Source organism: Rhizobium sp. WYCCWR10014 (assembly GCF_001657485.1).
Taxonomy (GTDB): domain Bacteria; phylum Pseudomonadota; class Alphaproteobacteria; order Rhizobiales; family Rhizobiaceae; genus Rhizobium.
Map to the genome: position 1 here is coordinate 202,510 of NZ_LXFU01000037.1, position 24,098 is coordinate 226,607.

Consider the following 24,098-nt stretch of genomic DNA (forward strand, 5'->3'; position numbering starts at 1 on the left):
GCTGCCTCACCGGAGCTTCAGCGTCGAAAGGCCGAGCATGGCGAGGCCCACGGCGACGATCCAGAAGCGGATCACCACCTGGCTCTCGGTCCAGCCCTTCTTCTCGAAGTGATGATGAATCGGCGCCATCAGGAAGACGCGCCGGCCGGTCATCTTGAAGAAGCTGACCTGGATGATGACGGACAGCGTCTCGATGACGAAGAGGCCGCCGATGATCGCCATGACGATCTCGTGCTTGGTGGCGACAGCGACGGTGCCGATCGTGCCGCCGAGTGCCAGCGACCCCGTGTCGCCCATGAAGATGGCAGCCGGCGGTGCATTGAACCAGAGAAAGCCGAGGCCGGCGCCGATGACGGCGCCGAGAACGACGGCGAGTTCGCCGGTACCGGGCACGAAATTGATCTGCAGGTAGTTCGCAAACACCACATTGCCGGCGAGATAAGCGATGACGCCGAAGGAGGCGGCGGCGATCATCACAGGCACGATGGCAAGCCCGTCGAGACCGTCAGTCAGATTGACGGCATTGCCGGCGCCGACGATCACGAAGCCGCCGAAGACGACGAACATGATGCCGATATTGATCATGAAGTCCTTGAAGAAAGGAAAGGCGATCGAGGAGCCGAAGGTCGAGCCGGCAATCCCCGAGGCAAGGGCGGTACGCATCATGAAATAGACGGCGATGCCGGCGATGACGAATTCGATGCCAAGACGCGCCTTGCCGGAAAAACCCATATGGCTCTGCTTCGTGACTTTAAGATAATCGTCGTAGAAGCCGATCGCACCGAAGCCCAGCGTCACCAGCAACGTGGCGACGACATAGACGTTGGAAAGATCGGCCCAGAGCAGCGACGCGCCGACGATGCCGGCGAGGATCATCAGCCCGCCCATGGTCGGCGTGCCGGCCTTCTTGAAATGCGTCTGCGGCCCATCGGCGCGGATCGGCTGGCCCTTGCCCTGCCGGATGCGCAGCGAATTGATGATCGTCGGCCCGAACAGGAAGACGATCAGCGCTGAGGTGAAGAGAGCGGCCCCCGTACGGAAGGTAATGTATCTGAACAGATTCAGAAATTTGAAATATTCCGACAGTTCGACAAGCCAGATCAGCATTCAGGGCCCCTTGTTTACCCGATCAAAATTCGCGTTGCGTGTCGGCAAATGGCGGGAACTTGTCAAGGAGCGCGGCGACGATCTTGCCGAAACCGATGCCCAGAGACGATTTCACCATCAACACGTCGCCTGGCGCGACCGAGTTCAATACATAATCCGTCAATTCGTCCGTGTTCTCGCGATATTCGACATGGACGCTTTCCGGCAGCGATTCCTTGAGCGCAGCCATCTCGGCTCCGGCGAGCCAGACATGTTCGATGCCGGCCGCAAGCAGCGGCACGGCAAGGTCGGTATGGACCTTTTGCGCATACTCGCCCATCTCAAGCATGTCGCCGAGCACGGCGATACGGCGTCCGCGGCCGGTCGGCTCGGAGGCCGCCAGCAGCGCGATCGCCGCGCGCATCGAGGCCGGATTGGCATTGTAGCTCTCGTCGATCAGCGTGAAGTTGCCGCCGCCGATGACAAGCCGGTGGCGCTTGCCCCTGCCCTTTTCCGGCTTCAGCGTCGCAAGCGCTTCGATCGCCTTCTGCATATCGGCGCCAACGATCTTGACGACGCCCAGCGCTGCGAGCGCATTCTCGGCGATATGGCGGCCTGGAGCGCCGAGCGCGACCTCCAGCGTCTCGCCGCCGATCGTCAGCCACAGCGTCGAATTCTCGTCAGAACCATTGAATTCTGCGAGCCGGAATTCGGCCTTGGCATGCTGGCCGAAAGAATGGATATGCTCGATGCCGAGCGACTGCGCCGTGCGGTCGAGAAAATTGAACTGGTCGTTGTCGCGGTTGAGCACGACATGGCCGCCGGGTTCGAGCCCCTCGAAGATCTCGGCCTTGGCAGCGGCGATTTCCTTGATGTTCTTGAAATTGCCGAGATGCGCCGGCGCGATCGTGGTGATGATGGCGACATCCGGACGGATCATCGCCACCAGTGGCCGGATCTCGCCGGGATGGTTCATCCCGACTTCGAAGACGCCATAATCCGTATCCTCAGGCATGCGCGCCAGCGTCAGCGGCACACCCCAATGATTGTTGAAGGAGGCGACGGAGGCATGCACCTTGCCGGAGGGCGCCAGCACATGCCGCAGCATTTCCTTGGTGGTCGTCTTGCCGACCGATCCTGTCACTGCGATGATCTTGGCCTGCGAGCGCTCGCGCGAGGCAAGGCCGAGCCGGCCAAGTGCCGCGAGCACGTCTTCCACGACGATCATCGGCACCGTCAGGCGACCCATGGCCGGAAGTCTCGCCTCGCTGACGACGAGAAGGGAGGCGCCGTTCGCCATCGCCATCGAGGCGTAGTCGTGGCCGTCGACGCGGTCGCCCTTGATCGCAAAGAAGGCTGCGCCTGGAGTAATCGAGCGGCTGTCGATGGAAATGCCGGTGATGCCTTCGGGCAGCGTGCCGAAAGGGCGCCCCGCCATCGCTGCGATCATGTCTTCCGTCGTCCAGAGCCAGCTCAAGATTTCAACTCCTCCAAGGCGTTGCGCACCTCCGCATGATCGGAGAACGGTAGGGTGACGCCGCCAACCGTCTGCCCTTCCTCGTGCCCCTTGCCGGCGACGATCAGCGTATCGCCGGATCTCAGCATGCCGACAGCCTCGCGGATCGCCATGGCGCGATCGGCGATTTCCGAGGCGCAGGCAGCCGCCGTCATGATCTCCGCCCGGATCGAGGCCGGCTCCTCAGAACGCGGATTATCGTCGGTGACGATGACGACGTCGGCAAGACGGCAGGCGATTTCGCCCATGATCGGCCGTTTGCCGCGATCACGGTCGCCGCCGCAGCCGAAAACGACGATGACGCGGCCGGTGGTGAAGGGTCTGACCGAGCCCAGCACGTTTTCTAGCGCATCCGGCTTGTGGGCATAATCAACATAGGCGAGCGCGCCGTCTTTCGTATGGCCGACGAGTTCGAGACGGCCGGACGCGCCGACGAGCTTCTCGAGCGCGGCCATCGCAACCTTCGCCTCAACGCCCGTCGACATGGCAAGCCCTGCGGCGACCAGCGCATTGGCCACCTGAAAATCGCCGGCCAGCGGAATGTCCACCTCAAAGATCTCGCCGCCGATATGTATCTCGGCCATCTGTTTGTGGCGGAAGTGCTCGACGCGCTTCAACGAAAGGTAATCACCCTTTCGCCCGACGGTCCGAATGTCGTGACCGGCATCGGTCGCGGCCTTGATCGCCTGCGCCGACCACGGATCGTCGGCAAAGATCACCGCCGGCGACCCCTTCGGCAACAGCGTATCGAAAAGCCGCATCTTGGCGGCCATGTAGTCCTCGACGGTCGGATGATAATCCATGTGGTCGCGGCCGAGATTGGTGAAGGCGGCGGCCGTAAGCCTGACACCGTCGAGCCGGCACTGGTCGAGGCCGTGGCTGGAAGCTTCCATCGCGGCATGTGTCACGCCTTCTCCGGCGAGTTCGGCCAGCAGCTGGTGCAGAGACACCGGATCGGGCGTCGTCAGCGCGCCATATTCGTTGCGCGTCGGCGAGACGACGCCCGTCGTGCCGATCATCGCGGCCGCGTGGCCCGCATGCGCCCAAATCTGCCGGGTGAAAGAAGCGACGGAGGTTTTGCCGGCCGTGCCGGTGACGGCGACCATGGTGTCGGGCTGCCTGCCGTGGAAACGCGCGGCGGCGATGGAGAGGAAACGGCGCGGCTCCTTGACCGCAAGTACGGGGATCGAAGCATTAACGGATTGGGAGGCGATCGCGACGGCAGCGCCGCGGCCGGCGGCATCCGCGATGAAGCCCGCGCCGTCCGCCTTAGTGCCGGCGACCGCGACGAAGACATTGCCCGGCGTCACTTTACGGCTATCCGAAGACAGGCCTGAAATATCCAGCAGGCCTGCTGGGCCTTCGAGCTGTGCTTCAAGTTCCGGAAACTGATCTCCGGCCAGGTCTCGCAATTTCATCGAATGCACTTTTCTCTCTTGAAGCCGGTTCACCCCTCGCGAATCGGCGTCGATATTCATTCACACTCAATAAGACACCAGCAAGGCCGATCCGCCCTCCCCGAATTTCGGCTCGATACCGAGAATGGGGGCCGCGCGGCTGATGATTTCGCGGGCGATCGGGCCGGCGGTACCGGCAGAGATCGTTCCGCCATAGGCTTTCTCGCCGGTCTTCGGCTCGTCGCAGAAAGTGATCACGGCATATCTGGGATCGTTGATGGGGAATGCAGCGATGAAGGAATTGAAATTCAGGGTTGCCGAATAACGCCCATTCACCACCTTATCAGCCGTGCCGGTCTTGCTGCCGACGCCAAAGCCCGGCACGCGGGCGACACGCCCGGACCCCTTGTAGCCGTTGAAGTCGAGCAAATAGCGGATCTCGTCGCTGGTGGTCTTCTTGATCACCTGCGTGGCGATCTCATCAGCCTGTTCGCGTGTGCGCGGCAGGAATGTCGGCTCGATCAGCTTGCCGCCGTTAACGAGAGCGGCAGCCGCCACCCCTGTCTGCAGCGCCGTCGTCGAAACGCCATGGCCGAAGGAAATCGTAATCGAGTTGATCTTCTTCCAGACGCGTGGCTGGCTCGGCATCTTCACTTCGGGCAGCTCGGTCTGCATCTTCGTCAACAGGCCGAACTTGGTGAGATAGTCCTTCTGCGCGTCGATACCGACGATGTCGATGACGCGCGCCGTACCGATATTCGAAGAATACTGGAAAATCTCGGGAACGGTGAGCCAGCGGCGCTGCCCGTGAAAATCGTGAATGGTGAAGCCGCCGATATAGATCGATTTGCTGGCATCGAAACTGTCGGTCATCTTCACCTTGCCGCTATCGAGCGCCATGGCCAGCGAAAAGGTCTTGAAGGTCGAGCCCATTTCGAAGGTGCCGTTGGTCATCCGGTTGAGCCAACCCTCCTTGGCGCCTTCCTGCGGATCGTTCGGATCGAAGTCCGGCGCCGATGCCATCGCCAGCACTTCCCCCGTATGTACGTCGATGACCGCGGCACCGGCGCCCTTGGACTGGAAGTTGTTGACGGCGTTGACGACCGCGTCCCGGACGATGTTCTGCACGCGCAGGTCGATCGATAGCCGCACCGGCTCGAGAGGCTGGTCGCTGGTCATGCCGACGGAGGCGAGATCGGCAAGCCCCTGGTCGTCGATAAATTTCTCCATGCCGGCGACACCGCGGTTGTCGATGTTGACGTAACCGAGGATATGCGCGGCGGTCGCCCCGCCCGGATAGAAGCGGCGCTTCTCCGGACGGAAGCCGATGCCGGGAATGCCGAGCGCCAGGATCTGGCTCTGCTGCTTCGGCGTCAGTTGCCGGCGCAGCCAGGCGAAATGCGAGGTCTTGACCGAGAGCTTCTTATAAGTGTCTCTGACGTCGAGCTCGGGCAGCACCGTTGCAAGCTTCTCGACCGCCTCGTCGGCATCGACGATCTTGTTCGGTTCGGCAAACAGCGAGACGGTGCGAATGTCGGTCGCCAGCACCTCGCCGTTGCGGTCGAGAATGTCGGGGCGCGAGGCCATCAGCCGGTCGGGTGGCAGGATGCTGGAGACGACCTCCTGATCCTTCATCGCATATTCGACGAGACGGCCGCCGATGACGGCGTAGACACCCATGAAGCCAAGGATCAGCAGGCCGACGCGGCTTTTCGCCTGACCTGATTTCTTCTTGCGCGATCCCTCGATCGCCAGGCCGGCGGGGGAAGGACCGCCGAACCGGTTATAGACGCCGGCGGAAAAATGCGCCTGGCTCTTCAAAACCATGATGCGGGAAAGAAACGACATTATTCCTCCACGGATCCGGTTTCGATCTGGTCTGCATCCTCTGCCTCGCCGCGTGGCGCAGGCATCGGAATGGGCTGTGCCTTGGCGGTGGCTTGCGCGCCCTTGGTGTCTGGTGCGCCCTTGGCGCTGGCCACGGTCGCGCTCTTGGCGCTGGCCGCGGTCGCGCCTTTGGCGCTGGCCTCGGTCGCGCTCTTGGCGCTGGCCTTTGCCTCCGTCACGTCAGGCACGGGAACCTCGGATTTCAGCATCGGCAATTCCTTGGCATGCACGAGCGCGGTCGATTCCGTCGGCTGCAGCTTCAATTCTTCATTATAGGCCTTGACCAGCCGCTCCAGCCGGTTCGGCTGCGATTGCAGCGCCCAGTCGGCCTTGAGAAGGTCGATCGTGTCCTTCTCAAGCTTGATCTCGGCTTCGAGGCGATGAACCTCCTCGAGCTTCAATTCGGCACGGTGCTTGATCGTGTAGGTCACGGCCGCGGTGGCCGTCATGACGCCGATGAGCACGAGATCAAACGTCTTCAGCATCTCAACCTCCAAGCTTTCCGAGACTGGCAAGATTGGGAAACCCGAAGAGCGACATATCCGCGGCTTCGGCGGCAGCGTCTGTCCTCAGGCCGGCGCGCAGCTTGGCGGAGCGGGCGCGCGGATTGACCTCGGCCTCCGTCTCGCTTGCCGAAACCATCGGCCTGCCGATCGCCGCAAAGGTTGCCGCCCGCTCATGCGCGACCGGCAGATGCCGCGAACCCGATGCCTTGCCGGCGCGGTCGGAGAAGAATTTCTTGACGATGCGGTCTTCGAGCGAATGAAAGGTGACGACGACCAGCCGCCCGCCTGGCTTCAGCGCCGTTTCCGCCGCAAACAGCGCCTGCGCCAGTTCGCCGAGTTCGTCGTTGACGAAGATGCGCAGTGCCTGGAAGACGCGCGTTGCCGGATGGATCTTGTCCTTCATCTTGCGCGGCGTGACGAGCTCGATGAGACCGGCGAGATCGCGTGTCGTCTCAAATGGCTTTTCGGCCCGCCGCTTCTCGATCGCATGCGCGATGCGCGGCGCCTGGCTTTCCTCGCCGAGAAAATGGAAGATGCGGATGAGATCCGCGACCTTGGCGCGATTGACGACATCGGCGGCCGAAACACCTTCGGCCGACATGCGCATGTCGAGCGGTCCGTTTTTCTGGAAGGAGAAGCCGCGCTCGGCCTCGTCGATCTGCATGGAGGAGACGCCGATATCGAGCACGACGCCATCGAGCCCGCCTTGCGGCGCATGGTCGGCAAGATGCGAGAATTGCGAATGGACGAGCCTGAGATGACCACCGTGGGCGGCGACCATCGCCTGCCCCGATGCAATCGCCGTCGGATCGCGGTCGAGCGCGATCACCTCGGCGCCGGCCGCAAGGATGGCTGAACTATAGCCGCCCGCACCGAATGTGCCGTCGAGGATGAGTTTGCCGGGTGCGGGCGCCAGTGCCGCAAGGACTTCTTCGAGAAGAACAGGAATGTGGCGAACCGATCCGCCACCGGCGTCAGTTGAACCTCCGCCAGGATTCGCCACCATTCCGTTCCCTCGTTCTTTCAGGAACGCTTGCCCGCCAGCTTGCGCTCCCCTCTTGCCTGCGCCTGCGCCGCCAGAAATGCCTGCGGCTGCCAGAGCTGAAAATGATCCGCCCGACCGACGAAGGTCACTTCGTCCGAGATACTGGTGAAGTCGCGAATGAAATCCGTGACCATCAGCCGCCCCTCGGCGTCGAGCTTCATGAAGACCCCGCCTCCATGAATGAGAAGCGACATCTCGTTCGCATCCGGCGAAAACGGATCCTCCGCAGCAATCTGCCGTTCGAATCTTTCGAGAAGATCCGGACCGCCGACGCTGATCGCCGGAAACACAAAGTCCTGGAAGCAATAGAGCTCCTGAACATTGCGCTGCGCCAGCACGGAACGGAACACAGAAGGCACGGAAACCCTGCCCTTGGCATCGATCCTGTTGGTCGCGTTCGAAAGGAAGCGGTTCATGACACGAAACATCCGTTCCCGCAGGGATCCGGACCAAAAGACGCCCGAAACTCCCGATATCAGGCACAGCTTCGCAAGTCGGATGAGCAAAAACCCCTCCGACGCTTCCGGTTAGGAAGACGCCTTTGCTTTGCGATGAATGGGCAGGTGATTGCCCTGGTGCAGTGCGCATTTGGGATAGCATGGGACCATATGGGCGTCAATGGGATGCGCCCATTTTGCAGTGGACGCGTGATCAAAAATTTATAAGCCGTTAAGTTTAACAAAGGGTTAGGATCACTCTCTCGCAAGAGGTGCGCAACCACGTTTCCGCAAAAAGAATTTCCGCCGGAGGAATGCATCAGCGCCCGCTTGAAAGCGTTCGATTCCAGTGACTTATGTCGAAATGATCCGTAAATCGGGGTTTTGTCGCGCCACAAGAGTTAATCGCCAGTTGGCCTGTAAGCCGGGTTCTGTATGGCTCCGGCGTGAACCGGAACGTGGCAGCCATTCCTCTGGGACAGCGTTCGCACGCTGCCTCACGCAACCCACCCGGATGACTGGCCTGGAAACCGGCCGGAAGGCCTTTCGGCCTACCGCGTCATCCCTATTCGGTCTTGCTCCCGGTGGGGTTTACCGTGCCATTTCCGTTGCCGGAGATGCGGTGGGCTCTTACCCCACCCTTTCACCCTTACCTGCGCGAACGCAGGCGGTTTGCTTTCTGTGGCACTTTCCCTGAGGTCGCCCTCGCCGGACGTTATCCGGCACCGTGTTTCCGTGGAGCCCGGACTTTCCTCACCCTACCGCCTTTCGGCATTGGTAAAGCGCGGCTGCCCAGCCAACTGGCAGGGCTCCCATAAACGAGAGAGATCGCAATTGCTATCGAAATAAATGATATTGCTCAGAGCAATTCCAGCAAAACTGCGCAGCGGTTTTGCGTCCGGAATTGCGTAAGAACAAAAAGAGCGCACACATCCGTGATTCGGAGAAAAACGGAAATGCTCTAGCGAAATTGCGGTGTGAAATCCGTCGAGTAGCCCTGTCCGCTGATTCCGCCTGACAACAGCAGCTCGGCCCCAAGCCGGCCGATTTCGTCCGAGCTCTTGGCCGACGTGCCGGCGCAGCCCGTCAACACTGCGATCTCGGGCGATGAGCTATAGCCAATCATCGGATAGCCGCTTTCCGTCTGCGACACGACGCAGGCGGCCGTCGAAATCGAGAGCGGCACCATATCGGGCACGAGACCTTCAACGATGCGTTTGAGATGTACGCGCACCGTATCGCGCCCCTCGGTCTTGAACCAGGCGCGCATTTCCGTGTCGTCGCTGAGCGCTAGATCGTCGGGATCGCCGCCGATCTTCAGGTAGAATTTGCCGTCGGGATACCGGATCGGCGGCAGCAGGTAGATATCGAAGCAGGGCGCCCTGAGAATGAGCGACGGCATCGCGGCCAGGCGCGCCGCGTCGGCATCGCTTACCTCGAAAAGCGTCACGGTCCGGGCATAAACCGTCATGGCAACGGGCCGCGGCAACAGATTCTCCGCAATGGAAAATCCGCCCGCCGCCAGCAGCACCTTTTCACCGCGATAGGTGCGGCCACCGGCTGTCTCGACGACAGCCGATCCACCTTCGCTGCGGATCGAGACGACATGATCGCGGATGACCGTGGCGCCGGCCTTTTCCGCCAGCAGCGATTGGGCTTTCACAAGCTTGCGCGGACTGATATGGCCTGCCCCCCTCGCCTCGAAGACGCCCGTGCTCCCATCGGGAAAGGCGAAGAAGGGAAAGGCGGCCTTCAGCCCGGCCTCATCGAGAAGGCTGGTTTCGACGTTCAGCGAAATGGCGGCCCGCCGGGTCTTCTCGATATAATCGCCTCCCGTCGGCGCGACGGCGACGCAGCCCACCTCCCGATAGAAATCGATACCGCTGTCGCGGGCGATCTCGCCATAACGGCCGATCGAGCGGTTGGCGAGCAGTGCCCAATTGCGGTCGGGATCGATGGTACGAGTGATGCGCCCCTCGTCATAATGGCTGGCGAAGACGCCCCGATGCGCCTTGCGATCATCCGGCTCGTCCGGCCCAATCACCGCGACACCGTCCACTTGGCGCGCCAGATGCCGCGCCGCCGCTGCCCCCATCAGCCCGCGGCCGACCACGATGTATTTGAAATCGACTGCCATAACATTTCCCCTCAACCAAAGACCGGCGTCAGCTCGCCGCCGAAATCCTGATCCCCGAGCCTTCCTTCCGCCAGAAGCACCGCTCCCAGCCGCCCGAGCTCGTCGGAGGATTTGGCCGCGACGAAATTGCCGCCGGTCAGCACCGCGATGCGCGGCGACTGCGTAAATCCAGCATAGGGATAACCGGTCGGCGTGAAATTCGCCACACAGGGCGCCGATGTGACAGGGCAGCCGGCAAGCTCCGGCATCAGCTGCAGGGCGACACGCGCGAGATGATCGCGCTCGGAAGCACTGCCGTCGGAACGGAACCACGCGCCGGCATCCTCCAACTGGCTGAAAGAAAGCGCCTCAGTGTCGCCACCGAGCTTCAGATAAGTCTTGCCGTCGGGATAACGCACCGGCGGCAAGATATAGATGTGATCCTCTTCTCGGTCACCGAGCACGATCGTCGACGGCATGCCGCCGAAAACCGCCATCTCGCGCTCGCCGAGTTCGTAGAAGGCGACCGTGCGCGCCATCACCCTGGTATCGACGGGACGCGGCAGCAGGGTATGGAAATTGCTAAATCCGCCGGCGGCCACCAGCACACGTTCGGCGCTGTAGCTTCTGCCGCCGGCCGTCACTTCGACATGGGAACCGGTATGGCGCACCGATGTCGCGGTTGCCTCGATCAGCGAGACGCCGCCCTGTTCGGCAAGCCTGGTCTGCGCCCGCACCAGCGCCCGCGGGTTGATGTAGCCCGCGCGCCTGCGCTCGAAATACCCGCTGAAATCCGGATCGACGGCAAGATAGGGAAAACGCCGGCGAAGGTCTAACGGCGCGATGGTCTCGATATCGCTGCCGAGTGTCCGGCTGACGGTCAGCGCCCTTTTGATATAGTCCTGCTCGCCCTTCTCAGGAGCGGCAAAGAGACAGCCGACCTCCGAATAGAAGGACATGCCGCTCCTTGCCTCGATCTCGCGGTAGCGGTCGAGCGCGCGGGCGGCGAAGGTTCCCCAGGCAAGATTGCCATCGAAGGTGCGGGTGATGCGCGCTTCGTCGTAGTGGCTGGCGAAGACGCCGTGATGGGCCTTGCGCTCCTCCGGCTCACGCGGGCCGATCAGTGCGATGCCGTCGGCCATCGAGGAGAGATGCCGTGCGGCGGCGGCACCCATCATGCCGCGTCCGATGATGATGAACCTGAAATCGACCGCCATATCCCACCTCGTTTCAAGGTGGGATATCACGGTAATCATCCTGATTCATATCGCAAAAATGCCGCAAGGAGATTTCGCCTCGGCGCCATTGGCCATGCTCAGTCGAGCATCGCCAGGACCTTGCCGCAATAGGTCTTCGACACCGGGTTCATGCGGGTGGCGCCATGGCCGGCATTATATTTCAGGATGGTGTTGCAGGTCTGCCCGCCGCCGAGATCATGGGCGGCAGCCAGATATTTCATGCCGTACTTGATGTTGGTTTCCGGATCGAACAGGCCCTTGGCGCTGCCGGAATAACCCATCATGCGGGCAGTTGCAGGCTTTATCTGCATCAGGCCGATTTCACCGTGGCTGCCTCGCGCATTCGGATTGAAATTGCTTTCGATGCGGATGACCGCGGACGCAAGCGCAACCGGTACATCATATTGGTTCGCATATTTGCTGATCAATGCGGAATAGGAATTGCCGGAAACATTGGGGACGGAATAACCGCTCTGGCGCTCGACCGTCTTTAGCGGGCGTTCCGCCGTCTTCAGCGGACGCTTCGCCGGCTTGGCCGAACGCTCCGCTTTCTTCAACGGACGCTCTGTCTTCTTCGAAGGACGCTCGACTTTCTTCACCGGCGCATCGGCTCGCACACCCCAATCATTCGCAAAGGCAAAGCTATTTCCCGCCAGCACCATGCCAACGCATGCTGCAGCAACAACAATCAGTTTTCTCATGTAGTCTTGAACACTCCGACCCAAAGAATTTCCGGACGGCGCGCCTCGCTGTCACAATGAATACCAGATCAAAGACCGATCTGTATTCGCGGTAATTCTTATAGTTTCACATAGCGCCCTTGGTTTAACTCGAAAACAACCCCGAGCACCGCTTGGCGGACGTTCTTAGACCATCGCAATGAGGAGATAATAGGGAAATGATGTGGCAGGCCGAATTTCGCGCTGCAGTGCGAAATTCGGCCTTTCAGTAATTGTCCAGGAATCAGGAATAACGCGGCAAAGCCGACAGCAGCCGGTGCAACGTGTCGATCGTCGAGAAATCGGCGATGCCATCCACCCGTTCGGGGCGAAAATGGCGCTGGAAAGCTTCGACGTCACCCGCCACCTTTTCCGAGAATTCTCCTGTGATTTCAGTGCCGTAACCATAAAGCGACAGCATCGACTGCAGCGCTTCCACAGGTTGGCCGGTATCGCCGCGCTGGAAGAAGCGCCCGCCAGTGATCGGTGCCGGCTCGACCCAGTGCCCGATGCCCGCTTGGTGGAGCGCGGCCCAGGGGAATTTCTCGCCCGGATCGACCTTGCGGATCGGAGCGACATCGGAATGCCCAAGCACCCGTTCCGGCGTGATCGACCAACGTTTGACACAGTCGCGACACAATTCGATCACCGCGGCGATCTGCTCTTTCGGATAATCAGGGAGCCCGCCGGGATGGCCGGCATTGGCGATCTCGATGCCGATCGACAGCGAATTGATATCGGTCTCGCCGTGCCAGCTGCTTTTTCCCGCATGCCAGGCACGCTGCATTTCCGGCACGAGCTGCACGACATCGCCATTCTCATGCACGAAATAATGGCTGGAAACCTGGCTCTCGGCGCGACAGAGCCAGTCGAGCGCACCATCTGCGGTCGGCATGCCGGTATAGTGCAGCAGGATCATATCGGGACGGCGCCCATCCGCCCGTTCGCCATAGTTCGGCGAAGGCTGCACACGGGCACGTCTGCAGTCGGCCTCGAAAGAGGTCATGCGGCGCGGCGTTCCTTCTCGATCGCCTCATAGGCCGCGTTCAGCGCCGCCATGCGCTCATTGGCGATCACATGGAATTCCTTCGGCACGCCGCGCGAGATCAGCCGGTCGGGATGATGTTCGCTGACGAGGCCGTGGTAGCGGCGGCGGATGGTCGGGAAATCATCCGACGGCGAGACGCCGAGCACCTTGTAGGGGTCGCCGCCTGACGAGACGTGGCGGGCGGCGATCTGCTCGAAGCGGGTCTCGCTCATCTGGAAGATCTCGCCGATATGGCCCAGGAAATTCAGTTCCTTCTCGTGGATCAGTCCGTCGGCCTTGGCGATGTGGAAGAGCCCGTCGAGCACGTCTTCCAGCACCGGGCAATTGGCCGCACAGGTAACGCAGAGCTTGGAGAGCCGTTCGGCATAGGCTTCGTAGCCGGCGACGTCCTGCCGCGCGAGGTTGTAAAGCCTGGCGACATTCTTCGCCTGATCCTGCGGAAACTCGAAGATTTCCCGGAAGGCTTCGACCTCCTTCTCGCTGACGATGCCGTCAGCCTTGGCCATCTTGGCCGACAGCGCGATGATCGCCACGGAGAAAGCCACCTTACGCCGGGTCTCGGGATCGCCTTCAAAAACCGTGCGGATAGCCTCGACCACCGCAGACAGCGCATTGCCTGCGGTATTGCCAATGGCATTCAACAGTTTTTCCCAGAAGGACATCGAAAATCTCACACAGGTGTCAACTTATAGAGAAACAGCTTGACCAAAGAATCGTAGCCTTTGCAAGGCGACTATTCGTCGTAGGGCCGAACACAGTTTTCACGATTTGGTAATTGTCGCACCGCAGCAAACGATTCTTCACGCCCGCTTTCATCCCGCGCGAGGGCATGGACGGCGGTCGCCGGCATTGCCTGGGCACTTGGGTTCCGGAGCGCGCGGCGGAAATTTTCACGGCAGTTCCCGACAAGCAGACCGGGTTGAAACGATTATATCAGCGCTTCCCGTCGCCTTTGCGGTCCAACACGGCAGAAAGGCGCATTTTTCGTAAATTCTTTACTTTACAGGGCCGTTTCCCTGCCGCATCCATGCGCTAGCTAACGCTGCCGCACCGAAACACCATAGGAGGGATCATGGCCAAACAGAAAGTCGCAATGCTGACCGCCGGAGGCCTGGCGCCCTGTCTTTCGTCCGCCGTCGGCGGCCTTATCGAACGCTATAGCGACGTCGCGCCCGAGCTCGAACTCGTCGCCTACAAGTCCGGCTACCAGGGTGTGCTCCTCGGCGACAGCATCGAGATCACCCGCGCGATGCGCGAAAAGGCGCCGCTGCTGCACCGCTACGGCGGCTCGCCGATCGGCAACAGCCGCGTCAAGCTCACCAATGCCGCCGACTGCGTCAAGCGCGGCCTGGTCAAGGAAGGCGAGAATCCGCTGCGGGTCGCCGCCGAACGCCTCGCCAATGACGGCATCACCATTCTCCACACCATCGGCGGCGACGACACCAACACCACGGCCGCCGACCTTGCCGCCTACCTCGCCGCCAACGGCTATGATCTCACCGTCGTCGGCCTGCCGAAGACTGTCGACAATGACGTCGTGCCGATCCGCCAGTCGCTCGGCGCCTGGACGGCCGCCGAAGTCGGCGCGCATTTCTTCGACAATGTCGGCAACGAGCAGACGGCTGCCCCCCGCACCCTCGTCATCCATGAAGTCATGGGCCGCCATTGCGGCTGGCTGACTGCCGCCACCGCCCGCGCCTATCTGCAGCGCACCAGCCGCAACCAGTATGTCGACGGCCTGATGATGGACGCGCACCTGAAGAGTATCGACGCCGTCTACCTGCCTGAGATGGCCTTCGACCTCGATGCCGAGGCCGCCCGCCTGAAGGAAAGCATGGACCGCAACGGCCACGCCACGGTCTTCGTCTCGGAAGGCGCCTGCCTCGACGCCATCGTCGCCGAGCGCGAAGCCGCCGGCGAAACCGTCAAGCGCGACGCTTTCGGCCATGTGAAAATCGACACGATCAATGTCGGCGCCTGGTTCCAGAAGCAGTTCGCCAATCTGCTCGACGCCGAGCGTTCGCTGGTGCAGAAATCAGGTTATTTCGCCCGCTCGGCGCCCGCCAACGGCGATGACCTCAGGCTGATCCAGAGCATGGTCGATCTCGCCGTCGAAAGCGCGCTCAATAAAGTCTCCGGCGTCACCGGCCATGATGAAGGCCAGAACGGTAAATTGCGCACTATAGAATTCCCGCGCATCAAGGGCGGCAAGGCTTTTGACCTTTCGACAGCATGGTTTGCCGAAGTCATGGACAATATAGGCCAGAAATACAAAGAAGCGTGATTGACGGATGGTTAATATGATGTCTTTGCTTGTTCCCGAGGAATAGGAGGAGACACCATGTCACTTGAAGCTTGGCTCGCTTTTGCGGCGGCATCCGCCATCATGCTGGCCATACCGGGGCCGACGATACTGCTCGTCGTTTCCTATGCGCTCGGTCATGGACGCAGGACGGCGTTTGCGACGGTGGGCGGCGTGGCGCTTGGTGACTTCACGGCGATGACGGCCTCTCTCTTCGGTCTCGGCGCCGTCCTGGCCGCTTCTGCGACCCTCTTCACCGTCTTGAAGTGGATCGGCGGCGCCTACCTGATCTGGCTGGGAATCAAGCTCTGGCGGGCTCCTATCATCGGCGAACCGATTGCCGACAACGACAACCTGCCGGAAGAGAAGTCGCTCAAGATCTTCCTCCACGCCTATGTCGTCACCGCCCTCAATCCGAAGAGCATCATCTTCTTCGTCGCCTTCGTGCCGCAGTTCCTCAATCCGGCCCTGCCCTTCGTCGGGCAGATGGCGATCATGGAAGCGACCTTCCTCGTGCTGGCGATCCTCAACGCTTCCACCTACGCCTTTCTCGCCCATAGCGCGCGCGGATTGATTCGCAAGGCGAGCATCCAGCGCGCCGTAAACCGAACCGGAGGCACTCTGCTGATCGCTGCAGGGGCCGTAACGGCGGGGTATCGCCGTATTGCAGCCTAGTAATATTCCGTGGTTGCCGGAATGCCACGAATAGGTTAATGGGGTCACCAGGGCTTAAGGCTTTTGGTAACTTTTATACGCTGCCGGGGCGGCGCGATTTCACGAAAGTGGCGGAATGGTAGCGATCGGATTATCCGGCCTGAAACGCAGTCTTGTCGTCTCGACGATACTCTGCGGCGTGATGACGGGATGTACGAGCGTCGAATACACGTCCCAGGCCGAACTGACAGCCGCCCAGACCATCGTGCCGATGCCGAAACCCGGCGAAGATGCAACACTCGCCGCGATCCCGACAGCCGAAGGCGCAGCCGGTCAGGCGGTTGCAGGCGCCACCATTCCCGCGGCATCTCCCTCCCTGACCGCAACGGCGATGCCAGCCGTGACAGCTTCTCAGCCTAGCGATCTTACCATGCAGCCGGCAGCCTATGCGCAGATTCCGCTGACGCCCGAGATGACGGCGATCCAGTCCGTGGTGCCGACGCCGCGTCCGGGAACGCCGGCACAGCCAACGACGCAGCTTGCCTTTGCCGCAACACCGCAAAACAGCGCGCTTGCAGCACTTGCCGCCGTCGACACCACGCCGCGTGCCAGCATGGATTACGGTTTCGACGAATCCGGGCCGATCGATCCGCCGACCGCACCCCCGATGTTCAGCGACGACGACAAAGACGATGCGCCGACCGTCGAGAAGAGCTTTGTCACCAAGCTCATCCAGAAATATTCGAAAATCTACGAAATTCCCGAGACCCTGCTCCATCGCGTCGTCCATCGCGAGAGCCGCTATAATGCGAAGGCCTACAACAAGCGCGGCTATTTCGGCCTGATGCAGATCAAGTACAACACTGCCAAGTCCATGGGCTATGACGGTGCCCCGGGCGGCCTCTTCGATGCCGAGACCAACATCAAATATGCCGCGAAATATCTGCGCGGCGCCTGGCTCGTCTCCGACAGCAAGGAAGACGACGCCGTTCGCCTTTACGCGCGCGGTTATTATTACGACGCCAAGCGCAAGGGCATGACCGACATCGCCCAGGGTAACTACTGACACCAGGCATTGTTGAAACGGCGATCGCAGCACCAGCCTATGGCTGCGGCTGCGCCTGTTGCGGCGATCCGGCCTGCTGTTGCGTCGCCCCCGATGTCGGCAGGGCCGCCAGGATCGCCTTCAGCAGCGTCTGCGGCTGGTAGTCGAGCCAGCTCGGTGTCAGGCCAAGCCTGACCACCACCAGATTGGCGGATGGCACGATCGCCACGCTCTGCCCGTCGTGCCCCGTCAGCCAGAACGTATCCTCAGGCAGCCCGGTCCCAGCGTTCGAACCGCGGCCGGGCGCCAGCCAGGCCTGGCCCTGCGAATACCGCCCGCTCGAAGCCGCCGTCGGGGTGCGCATGGCGCCGACGAAACCCTCCGGCAACAGACGCTGGCCGTTCCACACGCCATCCTGCAGCAGGAACTGCCCGAAGCGCGCCCAGTCATGCGCCGTCGCATAAAGATAGGAGCTTCCGGCGAACGTGCCGCGCGCATCGAGTTCGAACACGGCGCTGGTCATGCCGAGCGGGGCAAACAACGCATCGTGCGGATAGGAAAAGGCCGCCTGCGGATTGCCAACCCTGTCCATCCAGATGCGCGAGAGCAGCATGGCCGTGCCGCTCGAATAGCGGAAGCGCTGGCCGGGTGCCGCCTCCATCGGCGCATTGGCCGGCAGCGATACCATGTCGGGATCGAGATAGAGCATGCGTGTCACATCGGCGACGTCGCCATAGTTCTCGTTGAAGGCAAGGCCGCTCTCCATGCCGAGCAGATCGGCAACCTTGATCTTGGCACGCGCATCGTTCTTCCACTGCGCCAGCAGGTTATCGTCGTCGAAGGAGATCTTGCCGCCGAGCATCAGCCGACCGAGGATCGTCGCATTCACTGTCTTCGTCATCGACCAGCCGATCAGCGGCGTCTTCGCCGAGAAGCCGGGGCCATAGGCCTCGGTGACGATGCGGCCATTGCGCACCACCACGATCGCCCGCATTGCCGGGCCGGCAAACCTGGCATCGGCCAGCAGCGCGGCGATCTTCCCGTCCGCCGGATTGCCGGTCCCCTCGCCCTCCGGCCACAAGGCGTCATTCGCCTGCATCTTGGCCGGCGGGTCGAAGGGTGCAGCCTTCGCGGCCGCCTCGAAATTGCCATCCGGCACGCTCGTACAGCCGAAAGCACCGCGATAGAGCGCATAACTCGGCGCAAACAACCCCATGAAGCGCGCCGTCACACGGTCATTGTCGCGGTCGACGCTGACGCGCACCAGCCGCAGCAGCGGATTTCCAGGCGCCTGGACATCGTCATGGAGCACATCCTCGGCCTCGCGGCCGGCAATGAAGACGTTGGAACAGACGATCTTTGCAGCATAGCCGTCGCCGACCCGCAGCAATTCGGGCGGCTGGGCGAAGAGCCAGCCGCCGGCGCCGATGACGACGAGGACGAGAAGGAGAGCAAGCGCCTTCAAAATACGCAGGACAAATCGCATGGCATTCCTCCATGACGGGAGAAAAGCAGGAATCGCACGCGCCGGAAAGGGGGCGAAGCGAAGAAGAGCGATCCTCCCGATCACTTTCCCAGGAGAGCCATCCCGGTCGCTTTCCCGAGGAGGTCGAAGCCCCAGGAACGGCTCGCCCACAGCCCGCGTCATCAAACTGTAGCAGTGGCGCGCTACACGCCCTGAACGCTAAAAAGGTGACAGACTCATGTCAGAATTTGCACCGGATGCCGGCTTCCGCAAGAACCGGAAACTCAAGGACGCCCTTCTTCGCCATAAGGCTTTTTCGAAGGATGGCTTTTCCGAGCGTCTCTTCGGCCTTCTCTTCTCCGGCCTCGTCTATCCGCAGATCTGGGAGGATCCGGATCTCGACATGCAGGCGATGGAGCTGAAGCCAAACCATCGCATCGTCACCATCGGCTCCGGCGGCTGCAACATGCTTGCCTATCTCTCCAAAGCGCCGGCCTCGATCGACGTCGTCGATCTCAACCCGCACCACATCGCGCTGAACCGCCTGAAGCTTGCCGCCTTCAAGCACCTTCCCGGCCATGCCGATCTCGTCCGCTTCCTGGCAATGCCGAACGAGAAGTCGAACAGCCGCGCCTACGACCAGCATCTCGCCGCCCGTCTCGATGAAGCGACCCGCAGCTACTGGAACGGCCGTAAGTTCGGCCGTCGCCGCGTCACAGTCTTCGACCGCAACATTTACGAAACGGGCCTGCTCGGCCGCTTCATCGGCGCCGCCCACCTTCTTGCCCGCCTGCATGGCGTCAAGCTGCGCGAGATGACCAAGACCCGCTCGGTCCGCGAGCAGCGCCAGTTCTTCGACGAGCAGATCGCGCCGCTCTTCGAAAAGCCGGTCGTGCGCTGGATCACCGGCCGCAAGAGCTCGCTCTTCGGCCTTGGCATTCCGCCGCAGCAATATGATGAACTCGCAAGCCTTGCCGCCGATCATTCGATCGCGCCGGTGCTGAAGCACCGCTTGGAAAAGCTCGCTTGTCATTTCCCGATGAGCGACAACTATTTCGCCTGGCAGGCCTTCGGCCGCCGTTACGGCACCGAAGCGGAAGGCCCGCTGCCGACCTATCTGAAGTCTGAGCACTATCAGGTGATCCGCGCCAATGTCGACCGCGTCAACGTTCACCACGCAAGCTTCACCGAGCTTCTGGCCCGCGAGCCGGCCGCCTCACGCGACCGCTACATCCTACTCGACGCACAGGACTGGATGACGGACGAGCAGTTGAACGACGTCTGGACGGAAATCACCCGCACGGCGCGCGAAGGCGCCCGCGTGATCTTCCGCACCGCCGCCGAAAAAAGCATCATTGAAGGCCGCTTGGCTCCGGCGATCCGCGACCAATGGGATTACTTCGAAGAGAAGTCGCGTGAACTGACTGGGCTTGATCGCTCGGCAATCTACGGCGGCTTCCACATTTACGGGAAGAAGGCGTGAGCAAGGTCGGCACTGAGACGGCAGGACAGAGCGATGAACATGCCAGCCTCATGGATGGCATGTACCGCTACCAGCGCCATATCTACGACCTGACCCGCAAATATTATCTTCTCGGCCGCGACAGCACGATCCGCAAACTCGACGTGCCCGAAGGCGGCACGCTGCTTGAAGTCGGCTGCGGCACGGGGCGCAACATGGCTTTCGCCCATAGGCATTTCCCGACCGCCAAGCTGTTCGGCCTCGACATTTCCCAGGAAATGCTGATTTCGGCGCGCAAGACCTTCGCCACCAAAGCGACGATCCCGGAATTTCGCGTCGCCGACGCCACGGCGTTCACACCGCGCGAATTGGGCGTCAGCGGCTTCGACCGCATCTTGATTTCCTATGCCTTGTCGATGATCCCGGACTGGGAGCGCGCCGTCGATGCATCGATCGCCGCCCTCAATCCCGGCGGCCAGCTGCACATCGTCGATTTCGGCCAGCAGGAAGGCTTGCCGGTCTGGTTCCGGCGCATGCTGCAGTCCTGGCTTGCGAAATTCCACGTCACCCCGCGCGCCGATCTGCGCGAGGTCCTGGAAGCGCAAGCCCATGAGAACAACGCGACATTGTTGTTCGATACCATCGGCGGCGGTTATGCCTGGCGGGCAGCCATTATCAGCAAGCGCTGATAATTCGCTTGAAACTAACCGATTTTTTACGTTGATATGATGAAAAGAGGGTTATCCTCTGCTGACTCGTCTTTTTCGAAGGTCAGGTTGTGGGGCAAAAAGATCATTCGAGCTACGACGGGACGCCCATGCGCCGGCTTTTGTTTTGCGTTTTGCCCTTGGCCGTCCTTTTGGCCGGCTGCAGCTCCTCCGGTTATGACTATCTCGAAACGGCGTCGATCAAGCCGAAGACGCGCTTCAAGGATACCGATCCGCAGGATTTCGGCCCAAAGCATCCGCAGCAGAACCAGATCCACGGCATCGATATCTCCAAATGGCAGGGCGATATCGATTGGCGCACGGTGAAGAATTCTGGTGTCGCCTTCGCCTTCATCAAGGCAACCGAAGGCAAGGACAGGGTCGATCCGCGCTTCGACGAATACTGGCGTGAAGCCCGCGCCGCCGGCATCCCGCACGCTCCCTATCATTTCTACTATTTCTGCTCCTCCGCCGATCAGCAGGCCGACTGGTTCATCCGCAACGTGCCGAAGGAGGCCATGCGCCTGCCACCGGTGCTCGACGTCGAGTGGAACGCCGAATCGAAGACCTGCCGCTACCGTCCCGACGCTGAAACCGTGCGCGCCGAAATGCAGCGTTTCATGGACCGGCTGGAGGCCTATTACGGCAAGCGCCCGATCATCTATACCTCGGTCGATTTCCACCGCGAAAATCTCGCCGGCTACTTCCAGGATTATCATTTCTGGGTCCGTTCGGTGGCAAAACACCCCGAGGTGACCTATTCCGACCGCCGCTGGGCCTTCTGGCAATACACCTCGACCGGCGTTATTCCCGGCATCAGTGGGCCGACCGATATCAACGTCTTTGCCGGCAGCGCAAAGAACTGGAACAATTGGGTCGCGGCCGTTTCCAAGGATAGAAATTCTTAGTAACGTCTTGCGATGTTTCTTGCTTCCGTCACATTCGTCTGTGAAAGCGACGGCAATCTGTTTGATATAAGGACCTCATCCATGCACCGCTCGCTCGCAAGCCGCTCTGCACTCGCCCTTCTGTTTGCCCTCGCCCTCGCAGGCGGCGCAGCCGCCCAGCAGGCGCCGGGCGCAGCCCCGGCAGCGCCCTGCGGCGGCGATCTGGCAGCCTTCCTCGAAGGCGTGAAGAAAGATGCTGTCGCAGCCGGCGCCAGTGCGGCAGCCGCCGACGAGGCCTTCGCCGGTGCCGATATCGACCCCAAGGTCCTGAGCCGGGATCGCGCCCAAGGCGTCTTCAAGCAGACCTTCCTCGAATTCTCCCAGCGCACCGTCAGCCAGGCCCGCCTCGACATCGGCCGGCAGAAGATGAAGCAATATGCCGACGTCTTTGCCCGCGCCGAGCAGGAATTCGGCGTCCCCCCGGGCGTCATCACCGCCTTCTGGGCGATGGAAACCGATTTCGGCGCCGTCCAGGGCGATTTCAACACCCGCAACGCCCTGGTGACACTGTCGCATGATTGCCGCCGCCCGGAACTCTTCCGTCCTCAGCTCATCGCCCTTATCGAGATGGTCCAGCATGGCGACCTCGACCCCGCCACCAATACCGGCGCCTGGGCCGGCGAGATCGGCCAGGTGCAGATGTTGCCGCGCGACATCATCGCCTATGGCATGGATGGTGACGGCGACGGCCACATCCGCCTGAAACAGAGCAGCCCGGACGCGATCCTGACGGCGGCGAAATTCATCCAGCACCTCGGCTTCGAGCGCGGCCAGCCCTGGCTGCAGGAAGTGACCGTGCCCGACAACCTGCCCTTTGAGAAATCCGGCCTTGGCGGCACGATGAAGGCCGCCGAATGGTTCGCACTCGGCGTCAAGCCGCGCGACGGCAATACAGCTTTCGGCGATCTCGAAGGCGACCTCGTGCTGCCGCAGGGCCGCATGGGGCCGGCTTTCATCGCCTATCCCAATTTCAAGATCTATCTCGAATGGAACAAGTCGTTCATCTACACGACCTCGGCCGCCTATTTCGGGACGCGCCTTTCGGGAGCCGAACCCTATCTCAAGGGCGTGCCGGAACAGGGGCTTGCCAGCGACCAGATGAAGGCGCTGCAAACCAAACTGCAGTCGCTCGGCCATGATGTCGGCGAGATCGATGGCATCCTCGGCTCCGGCACGCGTGTCGCGATCCAGAAGGAACAGCAGCGCCTCGGCATGCCGGCCGACGGCTGGGCGACGCCTGCCCTTCTCAACGCCCTCTGATCCTAAAGCATGTCGCGCAAAAGTGTGCTGCGGTTTTGCGACGACGGCATGCGTAAAAACAAGCAGCTAAAGCGCGACGAGCGAATCCGAAAGATCGCGACGCGCTTTAGCTGACACCCTGCTGCCGCCCGCTTCGCAAGAAACGGGTGGCGCCGTTCGCCGCCTGCGCTAAAGCATCAAGCCGAAAACCGTTGACGGCTTTCGGCAAACAAACAGCTTGCGGTGGAGGAATCGACGTGGACAGCAGGATGAATGCCTGGACCTGGGGCTTGCTGGTCCTGCTCGGCCTGATCTGGGGCGGCTCCTTCTTCTTTGCCCGCATCGCCGTCCAGCACGTGCCGCCGCTGACCCTCGTCTTCCTCAGACTGCTGCTCGCAGCGTTGGCGTTGCATGTCTATATCGCCGGCCGTTTCGATTTCTATGCGATCTTCAAGGCCCGCTGGCGCGAATTCCTGATCCTCGGGCTCATCAATAATGCCCTGCCGCATGCGCTGATCTTCTTCGGCCAGACCCGCATCGGCGCCGGTCTTGCGGCGATCCTGAATGCGACGACACCGATCTGGACCGTGCTCATCGCCAACTACTTCACCTCAGACGAAAAACTGTCGCCGGCAAAGATCGCCGGCTGCCTTGTCGGACTGGCCGGAACGATCGTGCTGATCGGCCCCGGGATGTCGGCCGGTGGCGAAGCCCCACTCTGGGCGCTGCTTCTTCCCGTGCTTGCCGCGATCTCCTATGGTTTCGCCGCCACTTATGGAAAGCGCTTCAAGAATGTTCCCGCCCCTGTCACCGCAGCCGGACAATTGACCGCCTCTTCGCTGATTGCGCTGCCGCTGTCGCTGCTGGCCGATCGTCCCTGGGCGCTTGCCGCACCGCCGCTCGATGCCCTACTCGCCATCCTGGCACTGGCGCTGCTGTCGACCGCCTTCGGCTACATCCTCTATTTCCGGATCATGGCGGCGGCCGGCGCCACCAATGCCTCGCTCGTCACCCTGCTGGTACCGCCGAGCGCCATCGTTCTCGGCGTACTCTTCCTCGGGGAAAGGCTCGCAGTGAGCGAGTTTGCCGGCATGGCGCTAATCGGTTTCGGCCTCGTCATTCTCGACGGCCGCGCCTATCGCCTGCTGGCCAAGACCGCCTGAAACCGGTTGCGAATTCCACATGTTTTCAACCGGTTGCGATCCCGCCATGTTTTGGGCGCATAGGTAAATGCGCAATCGCCCGATTTAACGGCATGTTAAAATCTGTGAACAAAAATTTG

Annotated in this window: 21 protein-coding genes and 1 other RNA gene; 8 read left to right on the top strand and 14 right to left on the bottom strand. The window is 61.5% G+C overall.

Going from position 1 to position 24,098, the window contains the following annotated elements:
* Positions 1 to 6 precede the first annotated feature (6 nt).
* The 13 genes from mraY to A6U98_RS17870 form a co-directional block, all read right to left on the bottom strand.
* Complete coding sequence (gene mraY / locus A6U98_RS17810) at positions 7 to 1,107, bottom strand: phospho-N-acetylmuramoyl-pentapeptide-transferase (RefSeq protein WP_064651801.1); 1,101 nt, start codon at positions 1,105 to 1,107, stop codon at positions 7 to 9.
* A gap of 22 nt (positions 1,108 to 1,129) precedes the next feature.
* Entirely contained in the window at positions 1,130 to 2,563 is a 1,434-nt protein-coding gene (locus tag A6U98_RS17815; RefSeq protein ID WP_064651802.1) for a UDP-N-acetylmuramoylalanyl-D-glutamyl-2,6-diaminopimelate--D-alanyl-D-alanine ligase, read from the bottom strand.
* The gene (locus tag A6U98_RS17820) at positions 2,560 to 4,080 is read right to left on the bottom strand and encodes a UDP-N-acetylmuramoyl-L-alanyl-D-glutamate--2,6-diaminopimelate ligase (RefSeq protein WP_064651803.1); all 1,521 of its coding nucleotides are present in this window, start codon (positions 4,078 to 4,080) and stop codon (positions 2,560 to 2,562) included. The genes A6U98_RS17815 and A6U98_RS17820 overlap by 4 nt, the downstream gene beginning before the upstream one ends.
* Before the next feature lie 6 nt (positions 4,081 to 4,086).
* Positions 4,087 to 5,847 (bottom strand): penicillin-binding protein 2, encoded by a 1,761-nt coding sequence (locus A6U98_RS17825; protein ID WP_064651804.1) that lies wholly within the window; start codon positions 5,845 to 5,847, stop codon positions 4,087 to 4,089.
* Positions 5,847 to 6,371 (bottom strand): hypothetical protein, encoded by a 525-nt coding sequence (locus tag A6U98_RS17830; protein WP_064651805.1) that lies wholly within the window; start codon positions 6,369 to 6,371, stop codon positions 5,847 to 5,849. Before A6U98_RS17830 ends, A6U98_RS17825 begins: the two co-directional genes overlap by 1 nt.
* Before the next feature lies 1 nt (position 6,372).
* Positions 6,373 to 7,398, bottom strand: coding sequence for a 16S rRNA (cytosine(1402)-N(4))-methyltransferase RsmH (gene rsmH, locus A6U98_RS17835; RefSeq protein ID WP_064651806.1), 1,026 nt, complete (start codon positions 7,396 to 7,398; stop codon positions 6,373 to 6,375).
* Between the two features lie 17 nt (positions 7,399 to 7,415).
* Positions 7,416 to 7,853: a division/cell wall cluster transcriptional repressor MraZ gene (mraZ, locus tag A6U98_RS17840; RefSeq protein WP_064652261.1), complete on the bottom strand. Its 438-nt coding sequence runs from the start codon at positions 7,851 to 7,853 to the stop codon at positions 7,416 to 7,418.
* Positions 7,854 to 8,278: 425 nt separating this feature from the next.
* Positions 8,279 to 8,678, bottom strand: an RNA gene (gene rnpB / locus A6U98_RS17845) — RNase P RNA component class A.
* A gap of 157 nt (positions 8,679 to 8,835) precedes the next feature.
* Complete coding sequence (locus tag A6U98_RS17850) at positions 8,836 to 10,011, bottom strand: FAD-dependent oxidoreductase (RefSeq protein ID WP_064651807.1); 1,176 nt, start codon at positions 10,009 to 10,011, stop codon at positions 8,836 to 8,838.
* Between the two features lie 11 nt (positions 10,012 to 10,022).
* Positions 10,023 to 11,207: an FAD-dependent oxidoreductase gene (locus A6U98_RS17855; protein WP_064651808.1), complete on the bottom strand. Its 1,185-nt coding sequence runs from the start codon at positions 11,205 to 11,207 to the stop codon at positions 10,023 to 10,025.
* A 98-nt stretch (positions 11,208 to 11,305) separates the two neighbouring features.
* Positions 11,306 to 11,929 (bottom strand): lytic transglycosylase domain-containing protein, encoded by a 624-nt coding sequence (locus A6U98_RS17860; protein WP_064651809.1) that lies wholly within the window; start codon positions 11,927 to 11,929, stop codon positions 11,306 to 11,308.
* Positions 11,930 to 12,191: 262 nt separating this feature from the next.
* Positions 12,192 to 12,953: an N-acetylmuramoyl-L-alanine amidase gene (locus A6U98_RS17865; RefSeq protein ID WP_064651810.1), complete on the bottom strand. Its 762-nt coding sequence runs from the start codon at positions 12,951 to 12,953 to the stop codon at positions 12,192 to 12,194.
* Positions 12,950 to 13,657: a DnaJ family molecular chaperone gene (locus tag A6U98_RS17870; protein WP_064651811.1), complete on the bottom strand. Its 708-nt coding sequence runs from the start codon at positions 13,655 to 13,657 to the stop codon at positions 12,950 to 12,952. The genes A6U98_RS17865 and A6U98_RS17870 overlap by 4 nt, the downstream gene beginning before the upstream one ends.
* A 410-nt stretch (positions 13,658 to 14,067) precedes the next feature.
* Here A6U98_RS17870 and A6U98_RS17875 point away from each other — a divergent pair, with 410 nt between their 5' ends.
* From A6U98_RS17875 to A6U98_RS17885, 3 genes are all read left to right on the top strand, one after another.
* Positions 14,068 to 15,279, top strand: a complete 1,212-nt coding sequence (locus tag A6U98_RS17875; RefSeq protein ID WP_064651812.1) for a pyrophosphate--fructose-6-phosphate 1-phosphotransferase — start codon at positions 14,068 to 14,070, stop codon at positions 15,277 to 15,279.
* A 57-nt stretch (positions 15,280 to 15,336) separates the two neighbouring features.
* Positions 15,337 to 15,972, top strand: a complete 636-nt coding sequence (locus A6U98_RS17880; RefSeq protein WP_020050849.1) for a LysE family translocator — start codon at positions 15,337 to 15,339, stop codon at positions 15,970 to 15,972.
* 115 nt (positions 15,973 to 16,087) lie between these two features.
* Positions 16,088 to 17,017, top strand: a complete 930-nt coding sequence (locus A6U98_RS17885; RefSeq protein ID WP_064651813.1) for a lytic transglycosylase domain-containing protein — start codon at positions 16,088 to 16,090, stop codon at positions 17,015 to 17,017.
* A 37-nt stretch (positions 17,018 to 17,054) separates the two neighbouring features.
* Here the strand turns inward: A6U98_RS17885 and A6U98_RS17890 are convergent, their stop codons facing one another.
* Positions 17,055 to 18,482, bottom strand: coding sequence for a serine hydrolase (locus A6U98_RS17890; protein ID WP_064651814.1), 1,428 nt, complete (start codon positions 18,480 to 18,482; stop codon positions 17,055 to 17,057).
* Positions 18,483 to 18,699: 217 nt separating this feature from the next.
* On the opposite strand from A6U98_RS17890, the gene A6U98_RS17895 reads away from it, so the two are divergent.
* The 5 genes from A6U98_RS17895 (at position 18,700) to A6U98_RS17915 (ending at position 23,979) form a co-directional block, all read left to right on the top strand.
* Positions 18,700 to 19,944 (top strand): DUF3419 family protein, encoded by a 1,245-nt coding sequence (locus tag A6U98_RS17895; RefSeq protein ID WP_064651815.1) that lies wholly within the window; start codon positions 18,700 to 18,702, stop codon positions 19,942 to 19,944.
* Positions 19,941 to 20,612 (top strand): class I SAM-dependent methyltransferase, encoded by a 672-nt coding sequence (locus A6U98_RS17900; RefSeq protein WP_064651816.1) that lies wholly within the window; start codon positions 19,941 to 19,943, stop codon positions 20,610 to 20,612. Before A6U98_RS17895 ends, A6U98_RS17900 begins: the two co-directional genes overlap by 4 nt.
* A gap of 128 nt (positions 20,613 to 20,740) precedes the next feature.
* Entirely contained in the window at positions 20,741 to 21,538 is a 798-nt protein-coding gene (locus A6U98_RS17905) for a GH25 family lysozyme (RefSeq protein WP_064651817.1), read from the top strand.
* Positions 21,539 to 21,619: 81 nt separating this feature from the next.
* Positions 21,620 to 22,837 carry a lytic murein transglycosylase gene (locus A6U98_RS17910; protein WP_064652263.1) on the top strand — a complete coding sequence of 406 codons (1,218 nt, stop codon included), beginning with the start codon at positions 21,620 to 21,622 and terminating at the stop codon, positions 22,835 to 22,837.
* Positions 22,838 to 23,073: 236 nt separating this feature from the next.
* A complete protein-coding gene (locus tag A6U98_RS17915; protein ID WP_064651818.1) occupies positions 23,074 to 23,979 on the top strand; it encodes a DMT family transporter in 906 nt (301 codons plus the stop codon).
* The last annotated feature ends 119 nt before the right edge of the window (positions 23,980 to 24,098 follow it).

Bases quoted from the DNA above. Each gene is read 5' to 3' on its own strand.
- mraY (WP_064651801.1), bottom strand. From the start codon at position 1,107: ATGCTGATCTGGCTTGTCGAACTGTCGGAATATTTCAAATTTCTGAAT.
- A6U98_RS17820 (WP_064651803.1), bottom strand. From the start codon at position 4,080: ATGAATATCGACGCCGATTCGCGAGGGGTGAACCGGCTTCAAGAGAGA.
- A6U98_RS17825 (WP_064651804.1), bottom strand. From the start codon at position 5,847: ATGTCGTTTCTTTCCCGCATCATGGTTTTGAAGAGCCAGGCGCATTTT.
- A6U98_RS17830 (WP_064651805.1), bottom strand. From the start codon at position 6,371: ATGCTGAAGACGTTTGATCTCGTGCTCATCGGCGTCATGACGGCCACC.
- rsmH (WP_064651806.1), bottom strand. From the start codon at position 7,398: ATGGTGGCGAATCCTGGCGGAGGTTCAACTGACGCCGGTGGCGGATCG.
- mraZ (WP_064652261.1), bottom strand. From the start codon at position 7,853: ATGAACCGCTTCCTTTCGAACGCGACCAACAGGATCGATGCCAAGGGC.
- A6U98_RS17850 (WP_064651807.1), bottom strand. From the start codon at position 10,011: ATGGCAGTCGATTTCAAATACATCGTGGTCGGCCGCGGGCTGATGGGG.
- A6U98_RS17855 (WP_064651808.1), bottom strand. From the start codon at position 11,207: ATGGCGGTCGATTTCAGGTTCATCATCATCGGACGCGGCATGATGGGT.
- A6U98_RS17860 (WP_064651809.1), bottom strand. From the start codon at position 11,929: ATGAGAAAACTGATTGTTGTTGCTGCAGCATGCGTTGGCATGGTGCTG.
- A6U98_RS17865 (WP_064651810.1), bottom strand. From the start codon at position 12,953: ATGACCTCTTTCGAGGCCGACTGCAGACGTGCCCGTGTGCAGCCTTCG.
- A6U98_RS17870 (WP_064651811.1), bottom strand. From the start codon at position 13,657: ATGTCCTTCTGGGAAAAACTGTTGAATGCCATTGGCAATACCGCAGGC.
- A6U98_RS17875 (WP_064651812.1), top strand. From the start codon at position 14,068: ATGGCCAAACAGAAAGTCGCAATGCTGACCGCCGGAGGCCTGGCGCCC.
- A6U98_RS17880 (WP_020050849.1), top strand. From the start codon at position 15,337: ATGTCACTTGAAGCTTGGCTCGCTTTTGCGGCGGCATCCGCCATCATG.
- A6U98_RS17885 (WP_064651813.1), top strand. From the start codon at position 16,088: ATGGTAGCGATCGGATTATCCGGCCTGAAACGCAGTCTTGTCGTCTCG.
- A6U98_RS17890 (WP_064651814.1), bottom strand. From the start codon at position 18,482: ATGCGATTTGTCCTGCGTATTTTGAAGGCGCTTGCTCTCCTTCTCGTC.
- A6U98_RS17895 (WP_064651815.1), top strand. From the start codon at position 18,700: ATGTCAGAATTTGCACCGGATGCCGGCTTCCGCAAGAACCGGAAACTC.
- A6U98_RS17905 (WP_064651817.1), top strand. From the start codon at position 20,741: ATGCGCCGGCTTTTGTTTTGCGTTTTGCCCTTGGCCGTCCTTTTGGCC.
- A6U98_RS17910 (WP_064652263.1), top strand. From the start codon at position 21,620: ATGCACCGCTCGCTCGCAAGCCGCTCTGCACTCGCCCTTCTGTTTGCC.